Origin of the sequence: Planococcus sp. ISL-109, assembly GCF_018613655.1 — a bacterium.
Lineage (GTDB): Bacteria > Bacillota > Bacilli > Bacillales_A > Planococcaceae > Planococcus.
The window spans coordinates 16,702-37,994 of sequence record NZ_JAGGPW010000020.1 but is presented as its reverse complement, the minus strand read 5'-3'; the positions used below and the strand labels follow the sequence as shown (position 1 = coordinate 37,994).

Annotated in this window: 25 protein-coding genes; 24 read left to right on the top strand and 1 reads right to left on the bottom strand. The window is 47.1% G+C overall.

Annotation, left to right across the window (positions count from 1 at the left end; genetic code table 11):
• Positions 1-877: 877 nt before the first annotated feature.
• The 22 genes from J7E21_RS13650 (at position 878) to fabZ (ending at position 19,823) form a co-directional block, all read left to right on the top strand.
• Positions 878-1,312 (top strand): low molecular weight protein arginine phosphatase, encoded by a 435-nt coding sequence (locus J7E21_RS13650; protein ID WP_215108678.1) that lies wholly within the window; start codon positions 878-880, stop codon positions 1,310-1,312.
• A 220-nt stretch (positions 1,313-1,532) separates the two neighbouring features.
• Positions 1,533-1,970, top strand: coding sequence for a ribose 5-phosphate isomerase B (gene rpiB / locus J7E21_RS13645; protein ID WP_215108676.1), 438 nt, complete (start codon positions 1,533-1,535; stop codon positions 1,968-1,970).
• Between the two features lie 12 nt (positions 1,971-1,982).
• Positions 1,983-2,567, top strand: coding sequence for a TIGR01440 family protein (locus tag J7E21_RS13640; RefSeq protein ID WP_215108674.1), 585 nt, complete (start codon positions 1,983-1,985; stop codon positions 2,565-2,567).
• Positions 2,554-3,789 (top strand): serine hydroxymethyltransferase, encoded by a 1,236-nt coding sequence (gene glyA, locus J7E21_RS13635; protein WP_215108673.1) that lies wholly within the window; start codon positions 2,554-2,556, stop codon positions 3,787-3,789. The genes J7E21_RS13640 and glyA overlap by 14 nt, the downstream gene beginning before the upstream one ends.
• Positions 3,790-3,882: 93 nt before the next feature.
• Positions 3,883-6,057: a bifunctional diguanylate cyclase/phosphodiesterase gene (locus J7E21_RS13630; protein ID WP_215108671.1), complete on the top strand. Its 2,175-nt coding sequence runs from the start codon at positions 3,883-3,885 to the stop codon at positions 6,055-6,057.
• Between the two features lie 135 nt (positions 6,058-6,192).
• Entirely contained in the window at positions 6,193-6,822 is a 630-nt protein-coding gene (gene upp, locus J7E21_RS13625) for a uracil phosphoribosyltransferase (protein ID WP_215108669.1), read from the top strand.
• 18 nt (positions 6,823-6,840) lie between these two features.
• On the top strand, positions 6,841-7,959 hold the full coding sequence (gene wecB / locus J7E21_RS13620; protein WP_353047793.1) for a non-hydrolyzing UDP-N-acetylglucosamine 2-epimerase: 1,119 nt from the start codon (positions 6,841-6,843) through the stop codon (positions 7,957-7,959).
• Positions 7,960-8,324: 365 nt separating this feature from the next.
• Positions 8,325-8,546, top strand: a complete 222-nt coding sequence (locus J7E21_RS13615; protein ID WP_215108668.1) for an AtpZ/AtpI family protein — start codon at positions 8,325-8,327, stop codon at positions 8,544-8,546.
• A 3-nt stretch (positions 8,547-8,549) separates the two neighbouring features.
• Positions 8,550-8,921, top strand: coding sequence for an ATP synthase subunit I (locus J7E21_RS13610; RefSeq protein WP_215108666.1), 372 nt, complete (start codon positions 8,550-8,552; stop codon positions 8,919-8,921).
• Between the two features lie 28 nt (positions 8,922-8,949).
• Positions 8,950-9,660, top strand: a complete 711-nt coding sequence (gene atpB / locus J7E21_RS13605) for a F0F1 ATP synthase subunit A (RefSeq protein WP_215108664.1) — start codon at positions 8,950-8,952, stop codon at positions 9,658-9,660.
• Between the two features lie 58 nt (positions 9,661-9,718).
• Positions 9,719-9,943: a F0F1 ATP synthase subunit C gene (gene atpE / locus J7E21_RS13600; protein WP_215108662.1), complete on the top strand. Its 225-nt coding sequence runs from the start codon at positions 9,719-9,721 to the stop codon at positions 9,941-9,943.
• 171 nt (positions 9,944-10,114) lie between these two features.
• Entirely contained in the window at positions 10,115-10,636 is a 522-nt protein-coding gene (gene atpF / locus J7E21_RS13595; protein ID WP_215108660.1) for a F0F1 ATP synthase subunit B, read from the top strand.
• Positions 10,633-11,163, top strand: a complete 531-nt coding sequence (locus tag J7E21_RS13590) for a F0F1 ATP synthase subunit delta (RefSeq protein WP_215108657.1) — start codon at positions 10,633-10,635, stop codon at positions 11,161-11,163. The genes atpF and J7E21_RS13590 overlap by 4 nt, the downstream gene beginning before the upstream one ends.
• Positions 11,164-11,191: 28 nt before the next feature.
• Complete coding sequence (atpA, locus tag J7E21_RS13585) at positions 11,192-12,700, top strand: F0F1 ATP synthase subunit alpha (RefSeq protein WP_215108655.1); 1,509 nt, start codon at positions 11,192-11,194, stop codon at positions 12,698-12,700.
• A gap of 48 nt (positions 12,701-12,748) precedes the next feature.
• Entirely contained in the window at positions 12,749-13,606 is an 858-nt protein-coding gene (atpG, locus tag J7E21_RS13580) for an ATP synthase F1 subunit gamma (RefSeq protein WP_215108653.1), read from the top strand.
• A gap of 198 nt (positions 13,607-13,804) precedes the next feature.
• Positions 13,805-15,220, top strand: coding sequence for a F0F1 ATP synthase subunit beta (gene atpD, locus J7E21_RS13575; RefSeq protein WP_215108651.1), 1,416 nt, complete (start codon positions 13,805-13,807; stop codon positions 15,218-15,220).
• Positions 15,221-15,244: 24 nt separating this feature from the next.
• Positions 15,245-15,649 carry a F0F1 ATP synthase subunit epsilon gene (locus tag J7E21_RS13570; RefSeq protein WP_215108649.1) on the top strand — a complete coding sequence of 135 codons (405 nt, stop codon included), beginning with the start codon at positions 15,245-15,247 and terminating at the stop codon, positions 15,647-15,649.
• Positions 15,650-15,837: 188 nt separating this feature from the next.
• Positions 15,838-16,065: a DUF1146 family protein gene (locus J7E21_RS13565; protein WP_251048006.1), complete on the top strand. Its 228-nt coding sequence runs from the start codon at positions 15,838-15,840 to the stop codon at positions 16,063-16,065.
• Between the two features lie 369 nt (positions 16,066-16,434).
• Positions 16,435-17,733, top strand: coding sequence for a UDP-N-acetylglucosamine 1-carboxyvinyltransferase (gene murA, locus J7E21_RS13560; RefSeq protein ID WP_215108645.1), 1,299 nt, complete (start codon positions 16,435-16,437; stop codon positions 17,731-17,733).
• A gap of 247 nt (positions 17,734-17,980) precedes the next feature.
• A complete protein-coding gene (gene mreB / locus J7E21_RS13555; protein ID WP_215108643.1) occupies positions 17,981-18,976 on the top strand; it encodes a rod shape-determining protein in 996 nt (331 codons plus the stop codon).
• A 112-nt stretch (positions 18,977-19,088) separates the two neighbouring features.
• Positions 19,089-19,352, top strand: a complete 264-nt coding sequence (locus tag J7E21_RS13550; RefSeq protein ID WP_215108641.1) for a DNA-directed RNA polymerase subunit beta — start codon at positions 19,089-19,091, stop codon at positions 19,350-19,352.
• Positions 19,353-19,382: 30 nt separating this feature from the next.
• Positions 19,383-19,823 carry a 3-hydroxyacyl-ACP dehydratase FabZ gene (fabZ, locus tag J7E21_RS13545; protein ID WP_215108682.1) on the top strand — a complete coding sequence of 147 codons (441 nt, stop codon included), beginning with the start codon at positions 19,383-19,385 and terminating at the stop codon, positions 19,821-19,823.
• 63 nt (positions 19,824-19,886) lie between these two features.
• Here fabZ and J7E21_RS13540 read toward each other — a convergent pair whose 3' ends face one another.
• The gene (locus tag J7E21_RS13540; protein ID WP_215108639.1) at positions 19,887-20,333 is read right to left on the bottom strand and encodes a YwpF-like family protein; all 447 of its coding nucleotides are present in this window, start codon (positions 20,331-20,333) and stop codon (positions 19,887-19,889) included.
• A 331-nt stretch (positions 20,334-20,664) separates the two neighbouring features.
• On the opposite strand from J7E21_RS13540, the gene J7E21_RS13535 reads away from it, so the two are divergent.
• Positions 20,665-21,075: a single-stranded DNA-binding protein gene (locus tag J7E21_RS13535; RefSeq protein ID WP_215108638.1), complete on the top strand. Its 411-nt coding sequence runs from the start codon at positions 20,665-20,667 to the stop codon at positions 21,073-21,075.
• Between the two features lie 23 nt (positions 21,076-21,098).
• Positions 21,099-21,242 (top strand): hypothetical protein, encoded by a 144-nt coding sequence (locus tag J7E21_RS13530; protein ID WP_215108636.1) that lies wholly within the window; start codon positions 21,099-21,101, stop codon positions 21,240-21,242.
• The last annotated feature ends 51 nt before the right edge of the window (positions 21,243-21,293 follow it).

Genomic DNA, 21,293 nt, shown 5'->3' with positions numbered 1-21,293 from the left:
GCGTTCTTAATTATTTCTATTGCCAGTTCCACACAAAACCAAACCTAAACCACTTCGAAATTCCCGCGAAAAATCCGCGGGAATTTCTTAAGTTGACAGGTATGGGCGGGCGTCGAACCAAGGGTCGCAAAGGGCGCGCCCCATTGTTTCGCCAGTCCCGCGCGGTCCCCCAGGCGTCGGCCCCTTCCGCTTCGCCTCTAGGTTTAGATAGATGGATCGTTTCTTCATTCTCTCAAACTAGTAAGTAGTGGAAGATATCGCTCTATTGCCACAATCGATGCAGCATATTTCTTCTGACTAATTGGAGATTCGAAAAAAGTTTTCAACATCCACTGAACGAGCTAAGTCAGTTTTCTGTTCAGGACGCTCAACTGAGGAAGCGATTTCCCCACCAGTGGAAGAAAGCTATAGAAGCACACATGAATTTCAGATGTTCATCTTAACGAAGTCTAACAGCCGCCTTGCGCTCACGGGTGAGCCGATACAGTGAGGCAAGTGTTCTTCTTGGCTTGCTGTAAGAGGCCTACCCAAAGCAAGGCGGCGAATATCTAGATGATCTTTAAAACAAACCGCTTAAACTTTCCGCACACAAATTCTAGATTTTAACACTCACTTATTTCATTAAAAATCTACTGGATTGCGAGTGGCCAACCCAAGCAGTGCAGCTGATAGTTGGAGATGCTGAACACGCCCCACTGAAACTTTCCGCACCAAAACTCCGTCTAACTCCCCATGTGTTCCAGACATATCAGTATAATCCACATCAATGCATCAACTGTCAGGGATGAGGTATAATAAGAGCCAGAAGTGCATCATTCTGTGCAGCACAAAGACAGAGCAAGATGTGGATACCGAATCGTAGATGAGGGGGGATTGGATGAAGATTTTATTCGTCTGCACGGGAAATACGTGCCGCAGTCCGATGGCTGAGGCGATTGTACATGCACGCAAGATCGAGGGGATGGAAGCGCGCTCGGCAGGTATTTTCGCTGGGGAAGCACCGCTTTCGGCGAATGCGCGCGAAGTGCTCAACGAACAGTCCATTGAATTTGACCATACTTCAAAGCCGCTGAATCCGCGAGATGTGGAATGGGCCGAGCTTATTTTGACGATGACTTATTCCCACAAAATGATGCTCATGCAAGATTATCCGGAAGTGGCGGCCAAGCTGCATACGGTAAAAGAATTTGCGGATGGAACAACGGGGGATATTAGCGATCCGTTCGGCGGCTCCTTGAGCGATTACCGGAGAACATTTAAAGAACTAGAGCAGTTGATTGATAAGCTGTTCCAGCAAACGGGCACTGCCTAATGGTGGAAAGCTGAACCCGGGCATAAACACATGCGCTTCGGGTCGGCTTTTTTTGTAAAGCAAGGCGCATAAACTTTGTTTTGGAAAAGAGCGAAAATCCTGTTGCGGAAAATACGCACTAGGAAGTAACATGGAACTGTTCGGAAATGTTAGAATTAAATAAAAGCGGTGGATTTAGGATGTATTTAGCCGCAAAAAGATAATGGAAAGAGGGTTACTCATGAAGATAGCAATTTCATCAGACCATGGCGGCAATAATTTGCGCAAAGAAATCGTCAATTTATTGAATGAACTAGGCATTGAATACAAGGATTTCGGGCCTCAGACAGATGATTCTGTCGATTATCCGGATTATGCAAAACAGGTAGCAGAAGGTGTCGCAACCGGAGAATACGATAAAGGCATCTTGATTTGCGGTACGGGAATCGGCATGTCGATTTCCGCAAACAAAGTAAAAGGCATCCGTTGCGCATTGGTTCACGATGTATTCAGCGCACGGGCAACCCGCGAGCACAACGATTCGAACATTTTAGCGATGGGCGAGCGTGTGATAGGTCCTGGACTGGCGAGGGAAATCGCTCAAACGTGGCTGACGACCGAATTTGAAGGCGGGCGCCACGAAAAGCGTGTCAAAAAGATTACCGAACTCGAAAAATAAGGAGGGGTAAGCATGCAAACCTTGTGGCAACTGCAGCTTGAAGAAATTCTGAATGAATTGGAGCAGCAGATTGCATTCAAAGAAGGGCAATTGTTTGTTGTAGGCTGCTCGACTTCTGAAATTGCTGGACAGCGGATCGGTACGGGCGGCGGCCTTGATATAGCAGAAAGTTTGTTCGAGCCGCTGCGGGCTTTTGCAGAGCGCCACGGTTTGTTTTTGGCGTTCCAAGGCTGTGAGCATATTAACCGTGCGCTCACGATTGAGCGGGCAGCTGCAGAGAAGTACGGCTTAGAGCCGGTATGGGTCATTCCAGTAGTTAAAGCCGGAGGTTCGATGAGTACTTACGCCTTTATGAATATGAGTGATCCGGTCGTCGTCGAAGAAATTGCCGCCCACGCCGGAGTGGATATCGGGCAGACAATGATCGGCATGCATTTAAAAAGAGTCGCCGTTCCGGTGCGAACTTCTGTTAAACTAGTAGGGGAAGCGATCGTATCAAGTGCGACGACCCGGCCGAGAATGATCGGCGGGGTACGGGCCAGCTATGAACGCCATGTACTTCAATCACGGGAGGGAAAGACAGATGGAATTAATTAAGGCACAGGATCAGGCAGTATATGAAGCGATGAACGCCGAAAAAGAACGCCAAGAAGCGAATATTGAATTGATTGCATCGGAAAACTTTGTATCCCAAGCAGTTATGGATGCACAAGGTTCCGTGTTGACCAATAAATACGCAGAAGGCTATCCAGGCAAACGCTATTACGGTGGATGTGAATTTGTGGATGTAGTCGAAAACATTGCACGCGATCGCTTGAAAGAAATTTTTGGCGCAGAACATGCAAACGTTCAGCCGCATTCCGGTTCACAGGCGAATATGGCTGTTTATACGGCGATGCTCGAACAAGGCGATACAGTTCTTGGCATGAACCTCAATCACGGGGGCCATTTGACGCACGGCAGCAAAGTTAATTTCAGCGGCATGCAATACAACTTCGTCGAGTACGGTGTCGATAAAGACACGCAATTGCTTGACTATGAAGCGATGCGGCAAGCAGCTCTTGAGCACAAGCCGAAGATGATCGTTGCCGGCGCGAGCGCATATTCACGCACGTTGGATTTCGCGAAATTCCGTGAAGTCGCAGATGAAGTCGGCGCTCTCCTTATGGTCGACATGGCGCATATCGCAGGACTTGTCGCCACTGGTGCTCACCCGAACCCAGTGCCTCATGCCCATTTTGTTACTTCCACTACCCATAAAACATTGCGCGGCCCACGTGGCGGCTTGATTCTTTGCAAGGAAGAATTTGCGAAGAAAATTGACAAAACCATTTTCCCGGGAATCCAGGGCGGCCCGTTGATGCACGTCATCGCAGCGAAAGCGATCGCGTTCGGCGAAGCACAAAAGCCGGAATTCAAGGATTACATCGACCAAGTCGTGAAAAATGCAGATGTCTTAGCAGAGAGCTTGACCGCAGAAGGAGTCAACATCGTTTCTGGCGGTACCGACAATCACTTGTTGCTGCTCGATCTTCGTTCGCTGAACTTGACAGGCAAAGTGGCAGAGCATGTGTTGGATGAAGTCGGTATTACAACAAACAAAAACACCATTCCATTTGATCCGGAAAGCCCGTTTGTCACATCAGGCATCCGTCTTGGAACAGCAGCGGTCACATCACGCGGTTTTAAAGAACAAGAAATGAAAGAAATCGCATCGATTATGGCACTTCTGTTGAAAAATCCAGAAGATGAAGCTGTGAAAAAGGAAGCGGCAGAGCGGACGGCGAAGTTAACAGCAAGTCTGCCTTTGTATAAATAAGCGCGGTTCAGATGAATATAGAAGTGAATAAAGCCGCCCCTTGCTTGGCGGCTTTTTTTCCATACATAAACTTAAAAATCGGGAGGGACGCGTATGCATCAATTTGAAATCCAAGAAGACCGAAAAGTGATTATAGACTGGCTGCGCCGTCTCGGAATCGAATTCCATACGAGTTTTGTCGTTGTGAATCCGGAAGTTCCCGACCACCCGATTGCATATGCGAACGATGCGTTTTTTGAGATGACCGGCTATATCGAAGAAGAAGTCATCGGGGAAAATGGTAAATTTCTCCATGGGACTAAGACAGATTCGGGTATCGGCAGCCAAATCCGTGAAGCGACGGCAATAGACAAGCCCGGTATTTTTGAAATCGTCAATTACCGGAAAGACGGCACGCCATTCTGGAATGAAATAACGGTTCAGCCGCTGTTATTTCCTGAAAGGTCGCTGCGGTACACGTTGATGCTTCAGCGGGATATTAGCGACCGAAAACGGGCTGAAACTTTGATCGAACTGCAAAAGGAAACATATAAAGGCATTGAAAAAGGGCATATGCTCGGTATGTTGCTGCAAAATATTTGTGAAGCGGCAGAATCATTTTTCCTTGATGGTGCACGGTGCACAGCGTTGTTAGTGGACGAGGCGAAATGCTTCCAGGTAGCTGCGGCGAAGTCGATGCCTGAAGAATTTATTGAAAGCATGCGTGGCTTGCCGGTAGATGCGGATGCCAGCCCATGCGGAGCAGCTTATCTTCATCAAAAGCCGGTAATCGTAGCAGACGTATACGAAAGTGACTTTTTAAAAGAACGACAAGATATGTTAGCCCAGTTTAATATAAAAGCAATTTGGTCTATGCCGATTTTTAATGGCAAAGACGAAGCAATCGGATCTTTTGGGATTTATTTCCCAACACCGTATACGCCGAAGGAAAATGATTTATCGTTTATGGAAGAAATCGCTTCGATTGCTGCCTTGGCGGTGAAGTTTTCCCGTCAGCAAGAAGAAGTTTTGCGTCTCGCTTATATTGACGAAGAATCGGGCTTGCCGAATCGCCATTATTTCCGGACAGAACTCAATGAGTTGTTAAAGCAAGGCAAGGAAGGGTTTGTAGCTTTTCTCTCGGCTGATGAGTTTCTCAAAATCAGCGATCAATACGGACATCGCGCAGGCAATGATTTGAGCCGCGAACTTGGCCGCAGGCTCGTATTGGCAGGAGGCCCAGGGGAAAAGCTGGTCGCGCGCTTTTCCGATTCAAGGCTGGCATTCTATAGTACGATTCCTTTAACGGATGCTCCTGAATACCTTGAACATATTTTAAGCAGCCTACGTGAACCGATGACGATCAACGAGATGGATTTGTTCTTGACGATTAAAGTCGGTGTAGCCATCGTCACCCCCGCGCAGCAAAATGCGGAGGAGCTGATCCGCTGTGCCGATAGCGCTTTATCGAAAGCAAAAGAGCGTATCGGGGAATCGATCTTTTATTTCGAGAACGAGCAAGATGAAGCCATGATGCGCGACCTCCGCGTAGCCAATGCACTGACTGTAGCGCTCAAGCGCAAAGAGATCAGCGTGTACCTGCAGCCGAAAGTCGCGCTCGAAAGCCGCGAAATACTGGGCTTTGAAGCTCTCGCGCGTTGGAAGTCACCAGATCTTGGCGATATTTCACCTGCCATTTTCATCCCGGCAGCGGAGAAGAACGGGAAGATCCGGCAACTCGAACAGCATGTAATCGAACAAGTTTTGTCCTGGCTGAAAAAGCGGCAAGACCAGGGTATGCCCTTGCGCCAAGTAGCGATTAATATATCGGCAGACCATTTCTTCCATCATTCATTCGTTCCATATCTCGTTGATGAAACGACCAACTTGGGCATTTCCCCGAAATGGATTCAACTCGAAATTACAGAACGTATCGGTGTGGTCGATATCGATACAGCCGGCACTGTCTTTGCGCAATTGAAAAAATATGGCTTCGCAACTTCCATTGATGATTTCGGTACCGGCTATTCGTCGCTCAGCTATTTGCAGAAGTTGCCTGTGGAAGAAATCAAGATAGATCGTTCATTCATTTCTAATATAGATGAGCGGGGAACGCGTGCTGTCATCCGGACCATTATTCAGCTGGCGGATAACCTAGGGCTGCGCGCTGTAGCAGAAGGGGTCGAAACAGAAATGGATCGCACCCAATTGCTCGAAATGGGCTGCACCGTTGCCCAAGGCTTTTTGTTCCACCGCCCGATGCCGATCGATGAAGCGCATTTATTATAACCGGAGCATTCAGCTTCGGTTTTTTATTTTGCCTAAAAGATGACTGAATTGTGCCAATGCTAGGGGTGAGCTCTCGCTGACATGATTTTCTGTTATACTGTTTAGGAAAATGTATGAATAAAGGAGAGATATACTGTGGGAAAAGTATTCGTTTTTGATCATCCGCTGATTCAGCATAAACTGACGTACATCCGCGACAAATCAACTGGAACAAAAGAATTCCGTGAATTGGTTGATGAGATTTCAACCTTGATGGCATTTGAAATTACGCGCGAACTGCCGCTTCAGGAAATCGATGTGGAAACACCGGTGCAAGTCGCCAAATCAAAAGTCCTCGCTGGGAAAAAGCTCGGCATCGTGCCGATCTTGCGTGCGGGCATCGGAATGGTTGATGGTGTCTTGAAATTGATTCCGGCTGCTAAAGTTGGCCATATCGGTTTGTACCGCGACCCTGAAACTTTACTGCCAGTGGAGTATTACTTCAAAATGCCTTCAGATGTTTCCGAACGCGAATTGATCGTTGTCGATCCGATGCTTGCAACAGGCGGTTCTGCGATTGAAGCCGTCAACTCACTGAAAAAGCGTGGAGCGACCAGAATCAAGTTCATGTGCATCATCGCAGCGCCAGAAGGAGTCGAAGCTTTGCAAAAAGCACATCCGGATGTAGATATCTATATTGCAGCGCTTGATGAGAAACTGAACGAAAAAGGCTATATCGTGCCAGGTCTCGGCGATGCCGGAGATCGCTTGTTCGGAACAAAATAAGAAAGCGGGGAATCAATAGTGACGAAAAAATGGAAAGTGATGACGATTTTCGGTACGCGTCCAGAAGCGATTAAAATGGCGCCTCTTGTCCTGGAACTGCAAAAGCATCCTGAAACGATCGAACCGCTTGTAACGGTCACAGCACAGCATCGCCAAATGCTTGATCAAGTTCTGGATACATTTGGCATCACCCCTGATTTCGATTTGGACATCATGAAAGACCGGCAGACATTGAGCGATGTGACTGTGCGTGCTATGCAAGGACTGGACGAAGTGATGAAAGAGGCGAAGCCGGATATCGTATTGGTTCATGGAGATACGACGACAACATTCGCCGCAAGTTTAGCTGCTTTGTATAACCAAATTGCAATTGGCCACGTCGAAGCTGGACTTCGCACCCACAATAAGTATTCTCCTTTTCCAGAAGAGATGAACCGTCAACTGACCGGTGTCATGGCGGACATCCATTTTGCGCCGACTGAAAAGTCTGCACAGAATTTGCTTAATGAAAACAAAAAAGAAGAAACGATTTACATTACTGGGAATACTGCGATCGATGCGTTGCAGACAACGGTGCGGGATAATTACACTCACCCGGTACTTGATAAGATCGGCAGCGACCGAATGATTCTTTTGACCGCGCACCGCCGCGAAAATTTGGGCGAACCGATGCGCAATATGTTCCGTGCCATCAAGCGTTTGACCGAAGAACACGATGATATTCAAGTCGTCTATCCGGTCCACATGAATCCGGCTGTGCGGGTAGTTGCTGATGAAGTGCTTGGCCGTGACCCGCGTATTCACTTGATCGAACCGCTCGAAGTATTGGATTTTCATAACTTTGCGGCCCAATCCTATTTCATCTTGACCGACTCAGGCGGCGTGCAGGAAGAAGCGCCTTCTCTCGGGAAGCCTGTCTTGGTGCTGCGTGATACGACAGAGCGCCCGGAAGGCATCGACGCCGGCACATTGAAACTTGCCGGCACTGATGAGGAAACAATCTATCGTCTAGGGAAAGAGTTGCTGACGGATCCAACTGTCTATGAAGCGATGTCGAAAGCATCGAACCCATACGGCGACGGCAAAGCTTCTCAGCGGATTGTGAAAGCATTGCATAAGTACTTCGAAGAGCTGTAAGGCGAGTTTCAGCAATGCACTTTCGCTTTTCTTGGTGTCTAGCGTCAGCGGCCTGCCTCTCGGGTCGTAAGCCAATTTCCCTGTGCGGCAAAGGGCGCCGCTTCGGGAACTCGTCTTACGCCTGTCGAGGCAAAACGGCCGCTTTCGCTTTTCTTGTTATAAATTTGTCGATCGTATGTCGGTGGATTTTGGCTTGTGAAGTTTTTCACTACATGCAATTGACATGATTTTGACCCTATTGTATGCTTACAAAGGGTCTGCATGAGAAGGTTTTCATACATAATGGATGTGCTTTTGAAAGCCTGATGCGACTACTCTGTTGAAGAGTTCAATGTCAAATCATTATGAATTTCGAGGGGTTTATCATGCACCCGAAAAAAAGTCCCTTACAAGCGATGGCGATTTATTCTGCCATTCTCTCACAACTTGTCGGGTCCGTTCTTATCGGAGTCTTTGCAGGAATGTGGCTTGATGAGCAATTCGGAACCGCCCCGCTTTTTTTGATCATCTGCCTGCTAGTCGGTCTTAGTGCCGGTGTTTGGGCGATGCTTCAAACCGTGCGAAAATTCGATTCAGGAGACATGTAGAAAATGGATGGACTTAGAGAGATCTATAATAGACTGAAGAGGCTGATGTATTTCATCCTCGCAGCGTTCGTGATCGGATGGGGATTTACTCCATATCCGGAAGTGTTCGCTGGCCTCATCATCGGGTCTCTGTTCGGCATTTACAATATGTGGATCTTGGTTCGTCGGATGGAAAAATTTGACCGGGCGGTAGCAGAAGGCTCGAGGGTTCGTTCGCTTGGAACGGCATTACGATTTGCATCAGGTGTTGCGGCTGTGGCGATGGCCATTTTGTTCGCTGAGCACATTCACTTGATCAGTACGGTAATCGGGTTGATGATCCCCTATGGTCTCCTTTTGGTGGAGCGGATCGTTCATCACATGAAACACCATTAAAGAAAGCTGAAAGAGAGGTGAAATTATCGTGGATCATGGCGCTCCTATGTATCAACTGTTCGGGATATGGTTCAACTTGTCGAACGTTATGATGCTGCTTGTAGCCGCTCTTATCGTTTTCCTTATCGCGTTCATTGCCACACGAAACATGAAACTGAAGCCGACTGGCATGCAGAACTTCATGGAATGGATTATGGACTTCGTGAAAGGAATCATTAAAAGCAACATGGATTGGAAAGATGGCGGGCGATTCCATGTGCTTGGAATTACGCTGATCATGTTCATTTTTGTCTCGAACATGCTCGGGCTTCCATTTTCTATAATTGTCAATGGCGACGTATGGTGGAAATCTCCAACAGCCGATCCGACCGTGACAATGACCTTGGCTGCAATGATCATTCTTTTGAGCCATTATTATGGACTTAAACTGAAGGGCTTGAAAGGCTATAGCTCGGATTTCTTGAAACCGATGCCGTTCCTCTTCCCGCTCAAAATCATTGAAGAATTCGCAAATACGTTGACACTCGGTCTGCGTCTTTACGGTAATGTTTACGCAGGGGAGATCTTGCTTAGTTTGTTGGCAGGTCTCGCCGGAGCAAGCATCTTAGGATTTGCAAGTGCAATCTTGCCGATGATGGCATGGCAAGGCTTCTCGATCTTTATCGGGACTATCCAGGCGTTCATTTTCGTTATGTTAACGATGGTTTATCTATCGCATAAAGTCAGCGAAGACCATTGAGTATAAACTGCTCATCGAGCAAACAAAAAAACAACTATCCTGAGGAGGACACATTACAATGACAGGTTCATTAGGTTTATTAGCAGCAGCAATCGCAGTAGGTTTGGCAGCACTAGGTGCAGGTATCGGTAACGGACTTATCGTTTCAAAAACAGTTGAAGGTATCGCTCGCCAGCCAGAAGCTCGCGGGGTTCTTCAAACAACAATGTTCATCGGTGTAGCGCTAGTTGAGGCAGTGCCGATCATTGCTGTAGTTATCGCGTTCATCGTTATGAACCAGTAGTCTTCAGCACTTTATACAATAAGCTAAATGGCGGGAATGCTTCGGCATGTTTTTCGCCATTTATGCTTGTATGATGCATTTGGGAATTCGACAGCACATCTAAATGATTTTAAGAAATATATATTAATAGTAGAAAAAGTATTTTAGGCTCTTGAAGGGAGTGAAACAATCGTGTCTTTTGATCACCTCGTACTCGGTGCAACCGGGGAGTTTTTAAATATTGGAGACATCATCGCAACTTTGGTCATCTTCTTGCTTTTGATGGCTTTGTTGAAAAAATTTGCTTGGGGTCCATTGATGGGCATTATGCAGCAGCGTGAAGATCTCGTTGCAAGTGAAATCGAAACTGCTGAAAAAAGCCGTCAAGAGTCACAGCAAATGCTTGATGAGCAGCGTACCCTTTTGAAGGATGCCCGCAACCAAGCGCAGGAAATCGTTGAAAATGCTAAGAAACAAGGCGAAGTTTCTCGTGAGGAAATCGTTACGACAGCTCGTTCTGAGTCTGCGCGCATGAAAGAACAGACAGTGGCAGAAATTTCCAACGAGCGCGAAAAAGCAATCGCAGCAGTGCGTGAAGAAGTTGTGGCGTTGTCCTTGCTAGCAGCTACGAAAGTGTTGGAAAAGGAAATCTCTGAGGAAGACAACCGTCAGTTGATTAACGAAACGATTGCGAAGGCAGGCGAAGTGCAATGAGCCAAGTCGCTGAGCGCTACGCATCGGCATTATTCCAAATCGCGAAAGAACATAACGTAAGCTTGGAAATCGAGCAGGATCTTCGTGAAGTCCGTAAGGTTTTCGAAATGACTCCTGAACTTTACCAATTGATCGTTTCCCCGAAACTTTCATCTGAAAAACGCACAAACCTGATCAATGAAGTGTTCCAAGGGGCTAATCCTTACTTGATCAACACGCTTCAATTGATGGCAGAGCGCAAACGCATGAATGAAGTCGGCGATCTGACACAGGCATATATCCAACTTTCAAACGTAGAACAGGGAATTGAAGATGCTAAAGTCTACTCGACTCGTCCATTGACAGAAGAAGAGACAGAGGCACTTTCCACTGCATTCGCGAAAAGCATCGGCAAGAAATCATTACGAATTGAAAACGTAATCGATCCATCACTAATCGGTGGATTGCGCTTTCAAATCGGTAACCGCATCTATGACAGCAGCATCAGCACAAAACTTGCCCGCTTGCAGCGTCAATTGATCGGCTAATTTATGAAATTATGAGAGGGTGACATACATGAGCATCAAAGCTGAAGAAATCAGCAATCTGATTAAGCAACAGATTGAAAACTATCAATCAGAGATGAAAGTTGACGAAGTCGGTACAGTCATCACGATTGGTGACGGTATCGCTCGCGCTCATGGCCTCGACAACATCATGGCTGGAGAGCTTGTAGAATTCTCCACTGGTGTAATGGGTATGGCACAAAACTTGGAAGCCAACAATGTTGGTATCATCATCCTTGGGCCATTCTCAGACATCAAAGAAGGCGATGAAGTACGTCGAACTGGCCGTATTATGGAAGTACCGGTAGGACCAGAACTTATCGGTCGCGTAGTAAATCCACTGGGACAGCCGGTTGATGGTCTAGGACCAATCAACACGACTAAATCCCGTCCAATTGAAAGCCCAGCACAAGGCGTAATGGCACGTAAATCCGTCCATGAACCGCTTCAAACTGGCATCAAAGCGATCGATGCACTTGTGCCGATCGGCCGCGGACAGCGCGAATTGATCATCGGTGACCGTCAGACGGGTAAAACTTCTGTCGCAATCGATACAATCTTGAACCAAGGTGACCAAGACATGATCTGCATTTACGTGGCAATCGGCCAAAAAGAGTCGACTGTCCGTAACGTTGTTGAGACGTTCCGTAAAAACGGTGCGCTCGATTACACAATCGTCGTAACGGCATCTGCTTCACAGCCAGCTCCACTTCTATACTTGGCTCCTTATGCAGGTATCACTATGGCTGAAGATTTCATGTTCGATGGCAAGCACGTTTTGATCGTCTATGATGATTTAACAAAACAAGCATCTGCTTACCGTGAACTTTCACTCTTGCTTCGTCGTCCTCCAGGCCGTGAAGCTTACCCAGGTGACGTTTTCTACCTTCACTCACGCCTTCTTGAGCGCGCAGCGAAGCTGAACGAAACACTTGGTTCAGGGTCGATCACTGCATTGCCGTTCGTTGAAACGCAAGCAGGCGATATCTCTGCATATATTCCGACAAACGTAATCTCGATTACGGATGGCCAGATCTTCCTTCAATCGGATCTTTTCTTCGCCGGTGTTCGCCCAGCGATCAACGCTGGCCTGTCTGTATCTCGTGTAGGTGGTTCAGCACAGATCAAAGCGATGAAGAAAGTAGCGGGTACTTTGCGCCTTGACTTGGCAGCTTTCCGCGAATTGGAGTCCTTCTCCCAGTTCGGTTCTGACCTCGATCCAGCAACAGCTGCAAAACTCGAGCGCGGGAAACGTACTGTTGAAGTTCTCAAGCAGGACTTGAACAACCCGATTAAAGTTGAAAAACAAGTAGTTATCTTCTACTCATTGACTCGCGGATTCCTCGACGATATTCCTGTACAAGATATTACTCGTTTCGAAGCTGAATTGTTTAGCTGGCTGGATACCCACCACACAAGCGTTTTGGATACCATCCGTACAACTAAGGGATTGCCATCTGACGAAGAATTCGGTACTGCAATCAACGAATTCAAACACACATTCGCAAAATCAGAATAAGCTCCCTGGCAGGATTGGAAGAAAAAATAACAAGGTGGTGAAATACCAGTGGCATCTTTACGCGATATAAAAACACGAATTACGTCAACCAAGAAAACAAGCCAAATCACCAAAGCGATGCAGATGGTTTCTGCTTCTAAATTGAACAAAGCGGAAGTTAACGCGAAAGCTTTTGTTCCTTATATGGAGAAGATCCAGGATGTTGTTGCTTCGATCGCAGCGGGTTCTAACGACGTGAGTAATCCTATGATGATGGCACGTCCTGTTAAGAAAACGGCATATTTGGTTATTACATCTGACCGTGGACTCGTTGGCGGCTATAACAGTAATATTTTGCGTACTGTCATGAGCAGAATCAACGAGCGCCATACGTCAAATGACGAGTTTGTCATCCTTAGCGTCGGGCGAAAAGGCCGTGACTTCTTTGCGAAGAAAGGCTTTAACATTATCGAAAGCTCTATCGGGCTTCCGGACCATCCGACGTTCGCGGATATCAAGGAAATAACGCGCAAAGCTGTTGGTATGTTCGCAGAAGGTTCATATGACGAAGTTTATATGTACTATAACCATTATGTTTCTGCCATCGCCCAGGAGGTTACCGAAAAGAAAGTGCTGCCGTTGACTGATATTCAGGCAACAGGATCGACTGCTTCTTACGAGTTCGACCCATCAGCAGAAGCGATCTTGGAAGTTCTTCTTCCACAATACGCGGAAAGCTTGATTTTTGGTGCACTGCTGGACGGCAAAGCAAGTGAGCATGCTGCTTCTATGACAGCGATGAAGAGCGCAACCGATAACGCATCAGAATTGATCGGCGACCTTACCCTTGTATATAACCGTGCCCGCCAAGCGGCAATCACTCAGGAAATCACTGAAATTGTCGGCGGAGCCGCAGCACAAGAATAAGAAAAGCGTAAGCGGCCGTTTTGCCTCGACAGGCGTAAGCCGAGTTCCCGAAGCGGCGCTCTATGCCGCACAGGGAAATTGGCTTACGACCCGAGAATCTGGCTGCCGAAGACTAGACACCAAAGAAAAGCACAAGCGGCTGTTCAAGCCGCTCGAGCTTTAAATAGGTTCAATAAAAGTAAGACAGGAGGGAACAGCATGAACACAGGACACGTTCTTCAGGTTATGGGTCCGGTTGTAGACGTTAAGTTCGCTAATGGCCAACTTCCATCTATCTACAACGCCCTAACTGTTAATATTGATCGTCCCAATCAAGCACAAACTACTTTGACTCTTGAAGTAGCTTTGCACCTCGGCGACGATACAGTTCGTACCATCGCATTGGAATCCACTGATGGATTGCAGCGCGGTTCAGCAGTAACCGATATGGGCAGAGCAATTTCTGTACCTGTTGGAGAAGCTACACTTGGCCGAGTATTTAACGTACTTGGTGAAGTAATCGACTTGGGTGAGGAAATCCCGGCAACAGAACGCCGCGACCCGATTCACCGTTCTGCTCCTACATTTGAGCATCTTTCCACAGAAGTTGAAATCCTTGAAACAGGAATCAAAGTTGTTGACTTGCTTGCCCCTTATATCAAAGGTGGTAAAATCGGCCTCTTCGGTGGTGCCGGTGTAGGTAAAACTGTTTTGATTCAGGAATTGATCAACAACATCGCACAAGAACACGGTGGTCTATCCGTATTCGCAGGTGTTGGTGAGCGTACTCGTGAAGGGAACGACTTGTTCCACGAAATGAGCGAATCCGGCGTTATCAAGAAAACAGCAATGGTTTTCGGCCAAATGAACGAGCCGCCTGGCGCACGTATGCGTGTCGCTTTGACAGGTTTGACTATGGCAGAATACTTCCGTGATGATCAAGGCGCAGATGTTCTTTTGTTCATCGATAACATTTACCGTTTCACACAAGCAGGTTCTGAAGTATCCGCCCTTCTTGGCCGTATGCCATCAGCGGTAGGTTACCAGCCGACGCTTGCAACTGAAATGGGTCAATTGCAAGAGCGTATCACGACAACTAGTGCAGGTTCCGTAACGTCTATCCAAGCGATCTACGTCCCAGCCGATGACTATACGGATCCGGCTCCAGCAACTACGTTTGCCCACCTTGATGCGACAACTAACCTTGAGCGTAAACTTTCTGAGATGGGTATCTATCCAGCGGTAGATCCGCTTGCTTCTACGTCTCGCGCATTGTCTCCTGAAATCGTCGGCGCTGAGCACTACGGTGTTTCCCGCCAGGTTCAAGAAACTTTGCAGCGCTACAGAGAGCTTCAGGATATCATTGCAATCCTTGGTATGGATGAATTGAGTGATGAGGATAAGCAGACCGTTAACCGCGCTCGCCGTATCCAAAATTTCTTGTCTCAAAACTTCCACGTTGCTGAACAGTTCACAGGCCAAACAGGCTCTTATGTGCCAGTTCAGGAAACGATCAAAGGCTTCCAGGCAATCCTTGCAGGCAAATACGATCATCTTCCGGAAGATGCATTCCGCTTAGTCGGACGCATCGAAGAAGTTATCGAAAAAGCGAAAAGCATGGGCGTAGAAGTCTAAAATCAGGGACCAGGAGGGAAAAAAATGAAGACCATTTCAGTCAATATTGTCACTCCCGACGGCCCAGTATACGATTCAGATGTTTCTATGGTGATTGCAGTTACAGCAACCGGTGAGATGGGTGTTTTGCCCGGTCACATTCCGACAGTAGCTCCTCTTGGAATCGGCGCAGTCCGGTTAAAGAAAGAAAACTCGACGGAATTGGTCGCTGTGAGCGGCGGGTTCCTTGAAATCCGCCCTGAAAAAGTGACGATTCTTGCTCAATCCGCAGAAAGTGCGACCGAGATCGACTTGGCTCGTGCGCAGGAATCTGCGAAGCGTGCTGAAGCACTTCTTCATGCAAGAAAAGATGAAATCGACTATAAACGCGCGGAATTGGCGTTAAAACGTGCGATGAATCGTATCAACGTTTATGAGGGTAACATTTAATAAAAAAGGACGGACAAAAGCGATTCGCTTTCGTCCGTCCTTTATATTTTAAGTGAGCTCCGAGATTCATCGGAAACTTCATGGATTTTATGCTGCTACGCAAAAAAACGGCTATACTAACAGCAGGATAATGGTAATATACTGGAGAATTCTTGTATAACAAGGCGAGAGGAGAACTACAAGTGGAAATGTATATTGGGCAGCAGGCGTTAATTTCGATCATTAGCCACATTTTTTTTACAGGAGTTTCGTTCTATGCGCTTCGGTCCGTCATGTTCGATAAATGGATTCGCAAGCACCATGTGTTGCAAGCGCAAATCTTGTACATATTTCTCAGCATTGTGATTGGCACTACCGTATCGACATTCTTTTTGGAAATCTCAGCTTGGTCTCGGCAATTGCCTTATTTGTTCTAGCATTGCCGGTTTGCCATGGCAATGCAGGTCATTTCTATGGCAAGCCGGCAATGTTTTACTATTTCCCGGGGAATATTCACTGGCAATGGGTTTAATTCTAATGTAGTGGGGAAATCATTTACTGTAATCGTTTTGTAATATTTCTTTTTTGGCGACGGTCATAAAAAAGAATATGTGAACGAATAACTTAAGGTATATTGATTTTTTGATAAGAAATCTCGGTAATGCTTGTTTCTTATTAAAAAACAGGGTATTATAGATAAGGTTTTCAAATTTATTCTATTATCAACCAACAAATGACAGATGAACAGTAAAAACTAACTGATACGCTGTATATAAAGGATTATTAAACACATGGAGGGCTTTACATTGGATCATATCATCGTTAAAGGCGGGAAAAGGCTACAAGGAAAAGTAAGGGTTGAAGGAGCGAAAAATGCGGTTTTGCCGGTATTGGCAGGAGCATTGCTTGCAAGTGAAGGCAAAAGCCTAATCACTGAAGTTCCGAACCTGGCAGATGTCTACACCATTCAAGAAGTGTTGAAAAGCTTGAATGTGGACATCGAATATTTCCCGGAAAAGAATGAGATGCACATCGATGCATCCGCGACATTGTCGAGCGAAGCACAATTCGAATATGTCCGCAAAATGCGCGCATCAATTTTGGTAATGGGCCCTGTGCTAGCCCGCAATGGCTTTGCCCGTGTTGCATTGCCAGGTGGCTGCGCAATTGGATCCCGTCCGATCGACCAGCACCTAAAAGGTTTCGAAGCGATGGGCGCGAGCATTACGTTCGGCAATGGCTTTGTCGAAGCTAAAACAGAAGGCCGCTTGCTCGGTGCTAAAATCTATCTCGACTTCCCAAGTGTAGGCGCGACTGAGAACATCATGTCTGCTGCAGCGCTTGCGGACGGTGTAACGATCATCGAGAATGCGGCGAAAGAGCCGGAAATCGTTGACCTTGCGAATTACATCAACGAAATGGGCGGAAACATCAAAGGCGCCGGTACTGACACAATGCGCATCGAAGGTGTTGAGTCGCTGCACGGTGCAGACCATTCGATCATTCCGGACCGTGTAGAGGCAGGAACGTTCATGGTAGCCGCGGCAATTACTGAAGGTGATGTCATCATCGAAAACGCTGTTCCGGAACATATGGCAGCCCTTATTTCGAAAATGGGTGAAATGGGTGTCATTATTGAAGAAACAGATGAAGGTTTGCGCGTTCGTGCAACACGTCCGCTTCGTTCAATTGACATCAAAACAATGCCTCACCCAGGATTCCCGACAGATATGCAGTCCCAGATGATGTCATTGATGTTGACAGCTCAAGGAAACGGCATCTTGACTGAAACAGTTTTTGAAAATCGTTTTATGCACGTTGAAGAATTTCGCCGTATGAATGCGGCAGTGAAAATCGAAGGACGCTCAGTCATCATGGAAGGCCCTTCTAAACTGCAAGGTGCACAAGTTTCTGCGACGGACCTACGTGCAGCTGCTGCACTAATCTTAGCTGGCCTTGCTGCAGAAGGCATCACACGAGTCCATGAGTTGTATCACTTGGACCGTGGATACGTCGACTTCCATTTGAAGCTTGAAGCCTTAGGTGCCGACATCGAACGTGTTTCCACTGAAACAAGCGAAGTCAAACAAGAGCAATTGGTCTAATTCATCAGGAATTATACTTCATATTATCCAAAGCCTGCCGCTCAAATATGTGCGGCAGGCTTTTTTTCGGAAAAGAGTACTTGAAGTAATTTGGGGGAATTTTGTCAACTGTTGCAAGAATATGATAAAATTTTAGCTAGAGTTGTTATATTCATTTCAACAATCGGGAGGCCGCATGATTGCGGCGGGGGGAAACTGGTTTTTTGTTCAATTGCTGAATAGATAGAAATAGAAAAGGGGCGGGAAAATGTTTTCGAAAGATATCGGCATCGATCTTGGAACAGCCAATGTGCTGATCTATGTAAAAGGAAAAGGCATCATTTTGAACGAGCCGTCCGTCGTTGCTATCGATAAAAAAAGTAATGAACTGATTGCTGTCGGAATAGAAGCTCAGAAAATGATGGGACGCACACCTCAACATATTTCGGTGATTCGTCCGCTAAAAGATGGTGTCATCCATGATTTTGATATTACTGAACTTATGCTGAAGCATTTCATTCACGTCTTGAAGCTCAAAGGCTTTATGTTCAAGCCGCGGATCTTGATTTGCTGCCCGGCGAACATAACGAGCATCGAGCAGAAAGCCATCCGTGAGGTCGCAGAAAAAGCGGGCGCCCGGAAAGTGTATGTGGAAGTCGAACCGAAAGTGGCAGCGATTGGAGCCGGCCTTGATATTTACCAGACGGATGCGAGTTTGGTTATCGATATCGGCGGGGGAACTTCCGATATTGCGGTTCTGTCGATGGGGGAAATTGTCACAAGTGAAACCTTGAAAGTGGCAGGAGACCATTTTGATCAAGATATACTTCATTACATAAAGAAGCAGTACAAATTGCTGATCGGCGAACGGACAGCCGAAAAATTGAAAGTTGAATTAGGGACGCTTACCGACACACAAGAGGCAACGATGGGCATTCGCGGACGCGATATGCTGACAGGTTATCCGCGGACGGTTACCTTGCAAGTGGGCGAGATTACCGAAGTATTGCGTGCCTCTGCAGAATTAGTGGCAGAAGGCGTCCGTCTTGTGCTTGAGAAGACGCCGCCTGAACTAGTATCGGATATTATTGACCGCGGTGGTGTTATGACAGGGGGCGGTGCGCTTCTTAGCGGATTAGACCGCTTATTGGCAGAAAAGCTCGGCATTCCGATCGCTGTCGCCGGCAATCCGAAAGAATGTGTCGTTCTCGGTACAGGCAAAATGCTCGAAGCAAAACAAGATATTTTCCGTACGAAACGATAAAATTCAAAATCCTGCCCGCACAGCCTGCGCTTTTTAGTATAATGGCAGGTAGTGAATCCTAATGCCGGCAGCAGGCGCATAGGGCATTTAGAGAAGAAAGGTTGACATAGCAATGGCACAATCACGAAAGAATATTTCTTCCCAGTCAGACAAACCGAATACACAAGCGGATCGTCCGCAAAAAAAGACGCGTTGGGTACAAATTCGCTTATTTCCGATATGGCTGCGAGTTCTCCTCGTTATTGGGCTTCTAGTAGTGATGGCGGTTCTAGGCGTTATGGTGGGCTATGGCGTGATTGGGGAGGGCAATGCGGGCGATGCCCTCAAATGGGAAACGTGGCAGCATATTTTAGATATTATGCGCGGCGAAACGTAAATGCACATAGTGTAGAAGGGAATGGATTTTATGTTGACAACTGAGCAATTGCAAGCAATTCTGCCTCACCGCTATCCATTTTTAATGGTCGATCGGATTCTTGAAATCGAGGCTGGGAAAAAAGCGGTTGGCCTGAAAAATGTCACCGCTAACGAAGATTATTTTAATGGCCATTTCCCTGGCTATCCGGTAATGCCGGGTGTTTTGATCGTAGAAGCATTGGCCCAAGTCGGTGCAGCTGCAGTTCTTCAGATGGAAGAAAACAAAGGGCGCTTGGCATTTTTCACAGGCATCGACAATTGCCGTTTTAAACGCCAAGTGACGCCAGGCGACCAGTTGCGCCTTGAAGTGGAACTGACACGTCTGCGCGGTTCAATGGGCAAAGGGCACGCCATTGCGACCGTAGACGGAGAAATCGCTTGTGAATGCGATATTTTGTTTGCGCTCGGACCAGTAGCTGAAAAGAAATAACACGCAAAACGCCTGCTTATGCATGGACCGTCAATCGACGGCCGCGCACAAGCAGGCGTTTTCTTAGTTTTTAGCTGATTTTGCTTCGTCTTTTCGCAGCACCGGACGCTCTCGCATATCGCTTTCGAAACGCTCGAGCAATTCCTGACCTGCCAGCCCATCTTCTAGCAGCTCTGACAGTAAAGTCTCCGCGTATTTTCTGCGGGCCCGTTTCAAGGTGCCTTTCATGAGGACCGATACGTGCTCGCCAATCTGTTTGACGTCATGGATGATCACTTCAAAAGCGGCCGGTTCATTTCCTGGATAGGAGATGACGACTTTGACGTCGTAAATGTCGCCACTTTGTTTCATGTCGAGAAACTTGCTTTCGTGTTTTTGGTCTACGAGCATCTCGAGCACCCAGGACCGCTGGGAGTTTTCCTGATTGATAATGAGTCCGTCATGCAAAGGGTATTCGATCAGCTCTTCCCCTTCTGCAACGGCTAACGATAGCATTTTAAAGGTCTTCATGCGGATTCCTCCCAAACAAGGCTTTGTTTCAGTATAGCATAGCTCGGAAATGACCGGTGAATGCCAAAAAAGAAAAATATACCGCAACAAAAATAGGGATTTCGCATCTCAGCAGAGCATTTGAAAATGCCGAATTTCACTATAGGAGACAGATGCAATTTTTTTTTTGCTTTTTTCGAATTCGGCAAATGACGGCGCAATTTCTTCCAAATCTTAAATTTCGTACATTGCCAAGGTAACAGCGGTATTAGTATGCTGTCAATACCGGTAGGACAGCTGCTTGCGAACAATAACAGCGGCTGAGTCAGCCTTTCGGCAAGGAGGTGAATCGATGAATCAAGTCGGGATTGTCGGACGCTTAACGAAAGATCCAGCGATGCGGGTGGTGGGGGAAGGGCGCGTACATACCACTTTCGTCGTAGCGGTTTCCCGCAACTTCAGAAATCAGCGAGGGGAAATCGAAAGCGATTATGTTCTATGTTCAACGTGGGGGCGCTCGGCGCATAATGTTGCCAAGTATTGTGTGAAAGGCTCACTGGTTGCCATTACAGGAAGAATCCAATCGCGCCATTACGACAGGGAAGACGGCACACGAGTATACGTAACGGAAGTGGTTGGTGACCAAGTACGTTTCCTCGATAAACGAAAACCCTCAGACGATACCATCCCCAAACGGACGGAAACGGATCCCGTTGCGGATTTCGATTTCCAGCCACCCGGAACTGAGCAGGTGAATGGCTGACGCCATACAAGGAGGCAAGTGGAATGCCGAAAGAACTTCAGCTCCAATTGGAAGTCCATATGGAGCAATTGATCAAATTGACCGCTTCACTCCATCAGCGAATGATTGAAGCGGAGCGGGAGCTGTCTGAATTGAAACGGGTCTTTGCTGCGAAAGAAAAAAATTGACAATCGCTGTCCAAAAGGAAAAATCCGGCCAGGTGGGGTCCTGGCCGGATC

Bases quoted from the DNA above. Each gene is read 5' to 3' on its own strand.
- J7E21_RS13650 (WP_215108678.1), top strand. From the start codon at position 878: ATGAAGATTTTATTCGTCTGCACGGGAAATACGTGCCGCAGTCCGATG.
- rpiB (WP_215108676.1), top strand. From the start codon at position 1,533: ATGAAGATAGCAATTTCATCAGACCATGGCGGCAATAATTTGCGCAAA.
- J7E21_RS13640 (WP_215108674.1), top strand. From the start codon at position 1,983: ATGCAAACCTTGTGGCAACTGCAGCTTGAAGAAATTCTGAATGAATTG.
- glyA (WP_215108673.1), top strand. From the start codon at position 2,554: ATGGAATTAATTAAGGCACAGGATCAGGCAGTATATGAAGCGATGAAC.
- J7E21_RS13630 (WP_215108671.1), top strand. From the start codon at position 3,883: ATGCATCAATTTGAAATCCAAGAAGACCGAAAAGTGATTATAGACTGG.
- J7E21_RS13615 (WP_215108668.1), top strand. From the start codon at position 8,325: ATGCACCCGAAAAAAAGTCCCTTACAAGCGATGGCGATTTATTCTGCC.
- J7E21_RS13610 (WP_215108666.1), top strand. From the start codon at position 8,550: ATGGATGGACTTAGAGAGATCTATAATAGACTGAAGAGGCTGATGTAT.
- atpE (WP_215108662.1), top strand. From the start codon at position 9,719: ATGACAGGTTCATTAGGTTTATTAGCAGCAGCAATCGCAGTAGGTTTG.
- J7E21_RS13590 (WP_215108657.1), top strand. From the start codon at position 10,633: ATGAGCCAAGTCGCTGAGCGCTACGCATCGGCATTATTCCAAATCGCG.
- atpA (WP_215108655.1), top strand. From the start codon at position 11,192: ATGAGCATCAAAGCTGAAGAAATCAGCAATCTGATTAAGCAACAGATT.
- atpD (WP_215108651.1), top strand. From the start codon at position 13,805: ATGAACACAGGACACGTTCTTCAGGTTATGGGTCCGGTTGTAGACGTT.
- J7E21_RS13570 (WP_215108649.1), top strand. From the start codon at position 15,245: ATGAAGACCATTTCAGTCAATATTGTCACTCCCGACGGCCCAGTATAC.
- J7E21_RS13565 (WP_251048006.1), top strand. From the start codon at position 15,838: ATGTATATTGGGCAGCAGGCGTTAATTTCGATCATTAGCCACATTTTT.
- mreB (WP_215108643.1), top strand. From the start codon at position 17,981: ATGTTTTCGAAAGATATCGGCATCGATCTTGGAACAGCCAATGTGCTG.
- J7E21_RS13550 (WP_215108641.1), top strand. From the start codon at position 19,089: ATGGCACAATCACGAAAGAATATTTCTTCCCAGTCAGACAAACCGAAT.
- fabZ (WP_215108682.1), top strand. From the start codon at position 19,383: ATGTTGACAACTGAGCAATTGCAAGCAATTCTGCCTCACCGCTATCCA.
- J7E21_RS13540 (WP_215108639.1), bottom strand. From the start codon at position 20,333: ATGAAGACCTTTAAAATGCTATCGTTAGCCGTTGCAGAAGGGGAAGAG.
- J7E21_RS13535 (WP_215108638.1), top strand. From the start codon at position 20,665: ATGAATCAAGTCGGGATTGTCGGACGCTTAACGAAAGATCCAGCGATG.
- J7E21_RS13530 (WP_215108636.1), top strand. From the start codon at position 21,099: ATGCCGAAAGAACTTCAGCTCCAATTGGAAGTCCATATGGAGCAATTG.